The organism is Micromonospora sp. NPDC050695, from assembly GCF_040654415.1.
Lineage (GTDB): Bacteria > Actinomycetota > Actinomycetes > Mycobacteriales > Micromonosporaceae > Micromonospora.
This window is the reverse complement of record NZ_JBFAHZ010000115.1, coordinates 1-3565: the sequence shown is the minus strand read 5'-3', so window position 1 is coordinate 3565 and position 3565 is coordinate 1. Positions and strand designations below refer to the sequence as shown.

Below are 3565 nucleotides of genomic sequence, written 5' to 3'. Positions count from 1 at the left end.
CAAGAGGGTGTCCAGGTCTTGCGTCACAACATGATCATGGACGCCCTCTCTTCATGCCCAGACATCGACCCCTGACTTCGGAACTACTCGTCTAGGGTTACGGCCGTGACCGCCAACCCGTTGCGCGCGGTGCCCGTCGACGTGGCCGCCCGGCAGCCCGAGCTGGACTACTACGTGGTCCTTCCTCGACGCGCGGGCGCTGCGCCGACCGGCCAACCGGAGGGGATCCTCGTCGAGGAGTTCAGCCGCGCGCACGACTTCTCCACCACGGGCCTGAACAGCGCGGGTTGGACACGAGAGGCCGGCTGGTGGAGTTCCGCCGCGCTGAGCCGCAGCGTTCGCACCGACCCGGACACCCTGGCGAGGGTGGTTCCCAGCTCCCGCCACGAGGCCGAGGTCATCTGCCGCATGCTCGGTGGCGGAGACCTGCCGGCCGAATCGGTGCTGCGCACGTACTTCCGGGAGCACCTGGATCTCGCGTCCGCCCCGCCGCTGCGGCTCGGCCCCGCGCAGCCACCGGACGGGTTCCACGAGCGGCGCGTGTACCGCGTTCTGTTCGCCCGACAGCTCGGGGCAGACCAGGTGGCGAGCCTCAGGATGCTCTGGCGCGCGACGGACGTCGGCACCGGGTCGCTCGCCAGCGGGCAACTGGACGAGGGCGGGGACCGATTCACCTGGGATGTGCGCCCGGTCGGTCACGGCCGGGCCTGGTGCCTCGACGTGACCGTCCTGATGAGGTCCAGCGCGGCGCAGGCCGTGGTGAGTTCGACCCTGTCCGACCTGACGAACATCCTGCGGCAGCACGGCTTGGTCCCCGTGACGACCGAACGGTTCGCCTGAGGGCGTCCCCCGCTCAGGACAACAACAGCGCGCCGTCCCAGCTCAGCACCGGGCCGCCCGGGCTCGTACCGCCCAACGCGAGCGCGACCCCCGCCGCGCCATCGAGCAGACCAGCCCAGTCCGCGGGGACCGTTCGCACGGCGAACATGCTCTCCGGCTCGGCGAACGCGTGCAGGTGCTCGCGGAGCCGCGCGGTGAACGGTTCAGCGGCGCGACGGTCTCCGGCGCGGCCCGACATCCGGAGCAGGTACCGGGTCAGTGAATCGGCGGCCCGATCCGCGCGGCGGTCCGGAAGATCCCGACCGTGTGCCACCTTCGCGAACGTCGCGTCCAACGACCGACTCGCGAGCCCGACCGCCTCCGCGAACGGTGCGGCCACCGGATCGGCAACCACGTTCCGCACGTCCACCGGCGCCGCGCGGGTGCCTCGGGCGGCACTGCGGGGCAGCGCCGCCGCCCTGAGCACGAACTGCTCCGTGCAGGTGAAGACGACGTCCATGCGACTCCTGACGGTGGGGCCGGCCGGCCGGACGGCGATTGCCTTCCGTCCGGCCGGGACATCAGCAGATGGCGCAGGTCGTGATCGTCCGGTCGATCGTCGGGTAGGCGACGATGCCGTTCTCCACCGCCGTCTCGATCTCGGCTTCCTCGATCTCGATGTCGAACAGGTCGTCCAGCTTCTCCACCGGCATGATGGGGCTCCCTAACCTCAGGGCGGATCGGTCGTTCCGCCGTTCACCAGATGGTTGGGGAACACACGGATGGTTAGCGGAACAGCAATTCAGTCGGCGGGCGAAGTGCCGCCGCCCGGTCGACGGCCGTCAGGCCGCGCGGATGAGCACCCGGCGCTGCCACCAGGGGCCGGCGGCGGCCAGCAGGACACCGATGAACAGTCCGCCCCAGAGCAGGACGTGCGGGACGCCCAGGGCGCCGGCGAGCGCGGTGCCGCCGATGAGGAGGGCCAGGATCAGCGCCGACCACATCAGGGCCGACGTGTCTGGCTGAATGCGGGGGCGCACCGGTCGGCGGAGCAGGGCACCACCCCACCGGGTGTTACTCGCCATGGCGACGAGCAGCAGCAGGATGGCGATGGTGGTGCCGTAGGTGCGTGTGAATTCCGGATACCGATCGGCGAGAACTCCGAGCGCCGCGATGAGAACCCCGGTCACGATCCAGGCCCACCACGGCCAACCGGCCGCAGCCGCGGTCTGGCCTCGCCGCCGGTGGACGTCCCGCAAGGCCCCTTCTGCCTCTTCGGGCGTGGGCGTGGTGTTCATGAGACAGCTCCTTCACGCGACGGAAAGTACTTGCTCGCATGGAAAGTTAGCACGCGACTCCCGGACCGGCAACCACGCCCACGGGCCCCCAGTGCAGAAAATAATCGGCTTTCAGTTCCCCGTCCGGGGCAACGCCAAACGGGCCTTTTCCAATTCGTTGTCGATTAGCGGGAGCCCGCACCGAATCAAGTGGTAATCCAGTCCGCATACATTCACCGCACTAATCATCGATGGCACAGCGCACCGACCTCAGAGGAGCCTCAAGGTGGAAGAAGTGATCGCGTCCAAAATCTCTCGTCGCAGCCTCTTTGCGGCGGCCGGCGCCGGTGCCGCGCTGTCCGTGGTGACCGGCTGCACGGCGGAGAAGAGCGATGCGGCCCCGGCCGCGTCCAGCACGGCGATGCCGGCAGCCAACCGGGACGGCGCGGCGCTCGGCCTGAGGTTGCAGGGCATCCAGCACTTCGGGGTGACGGTCGACAATATGGAGCGAGCCTTCGAGTTCTACACCGAAGTGCTCGGCGGCACCGAGGTGATGCGCGACGGCGACTTCCAGGGCCAGGTTATCCACGACACGATCCTCACCGATCAGGAGATCATCGCGACCGAGCAGAGGATCGATCCGGCGAAGATCGGTGTGCCGGATCTGGCCAGCGGAAAGCAGCGACTCGACGTGCGGTTCGTCCAATTCGACAACGTGGTGATCGAGCTCCTGCAGTATCGCGACTCGAACCAGCCGCAGGGCACCGGCCGGAGTTTCGCGCCGCCACGCGACCGCATGAGCCCGGCCTACCCGCGCTCCATGCACATCTGCTTCCACATCCGCGACGACGTCGACTTCAACAAGTTCATCGCCGACCTCGAGGCGGAGAGCGCCCGGCGCGGAATGAGCCAGGTCAAGGCAAACCGGGTCATCACCGTACGCACCGAGCAGGCACGCCTCGCCGCACCGGCGACCGCCAACACCAACAAGATCCGCGAGGGCAAGTCAAACGGGTGGGCGCTGATCTACTGCAAGGGCCCGGAGGGTGAGCAGCTCGAGTTCGTCCAGGCACTCGACCCCGTCAAGCAGGTCTTCGCCGACGCGAAGGAACGGCACCTCGCCAAGATGAAGGGCTGACGGCCGGGCGGCCCCGGGCCGACTGGAGCGGCGAGAACGTCAAATTCTGCCCGGCGAAGTGCTACGCCAGCAGCGTTTGCTATCTGCCGCGTTGCTGTTGGTTCTGCGCTACCTGCTGTCGCGGTGCCGGCGGAGGTGCGGCATTCGAATCGGACGAGGGAGATGTTTGAGGGCCTGGAAGTGGCGGCCTAACGCTCGACGTCATGCCCGCTGCACGTCGGACCTCGTCATTGGCTGCCCAGTACGGCAGCCGCCATTAGCAGTCTGACCTGCTGGGATGTGGTGGGGGCGGCGTCCGACATGGACGCAGCCGCCCGTTGATCATGTGTTT

Annotated in this window: 5 protein-coding genes; 2 read left to right on the top strand and 3 right to left on the bottom strand. The window is 68.2% G+C overall.

Annotated elements, in window-relative coordinates; all coding sequences use genetic code 11:
* The first annotated feature begins 105 nt into the window (after positions 1–105).
* Positions 106–840 carry a hypothetical protein gene (locus AB0H52_RS31605; protein ID WP_278124400.1) on the top strand — a complete coding sequence of 245 codons (735 nt, stop codon included), beginning with the start codon at positions 106–108 and terminating at the stop codon, positions 838–840.
* A gap of 13 nt (positions 841–853) precedes the next feature.
* On the opposite strand, the gene AB0H52_RS31600 is transcribed toward AB0H52_RS31605, so the two are convergent.
* The 3 genes from AB0H52_RS31600 to AB0H52_RS31590 form a co-directional block, all read right to left on the bottom strand.
* Positions 854–1339 carry a lantibiotic dehydratase gene (locus AB0H52_RS31600; protein ID WP_151491170.1) on the bottom strand — a complete coding sequence of 162 codons (486 nt, stop codon included), beginning with the start codon at positions 1337–1339 and terminating at the stop codon, positions 854–856.
* A gap of 61 nt (positions 1340–1400) precedes the next feature.
* Positions 1401–1532 (bottom strand): hypothetical protein, encoded by a 132-nt coding sequence (locus AB0H52_RS31595; RefSeq protein WP_255473710.1) that lies wholly within the window; start codon positions 1530–1532, stop codon positions 1401–1403.
* Between the two features lie 129 nt (positions 1533–1661).
* Complete coding sequence (locus AB0H52_RS31590) at positions 1662–2117, bottom strand: hypothetical protein (protein ID WP_151491169.1); 456 nt, start codon at positions 2115–2117, stop codon at positions 1662–1664.
* A 274-nt stretch (positions 2118–2391) separates the two neighbouring features.
* Here AB0H52_RS31590 and AB0H52_RS31585 point away from each other — a divergent pair, with 274 nt between their 5' ends.
* Entirely contained in the window at positions 2392–3234 is an 843-nt protein-coding gene (locus AB0H52_RS31585; RefSeq protein WP_225854623.1) for a VOC family protein, read from the top strand.
* Positions 3235–3565 lie beyond the last annotated feature (331 nt).

Excerpts from the sequence above, each read along its gene's own strand:
- AB0H52_RS31590 (WP_151491169.1), bottom strand. The coding sequence starts at position 2,117 with ATGAACACCACGCCCACGCCCGAAGAGGCAGAAGGGGCCTTGCGGGAC.
- AB0H52_RS31600 (WP_151491170.1), bottom strand. The coding sequence starts at position 1,339 with ATGGACGTCGTCTTCACCTGCACGGAGCAGTTCGTGCTCAGGGCGGCG.
- AB0H52_RS31595 (WP_255473710.1), bottom strand. The coding sequence starts at position 1,532 with ATGCCGGTGGAGAAGCTGGACGACCTGTTCGACATCGAGATCGAGGAA.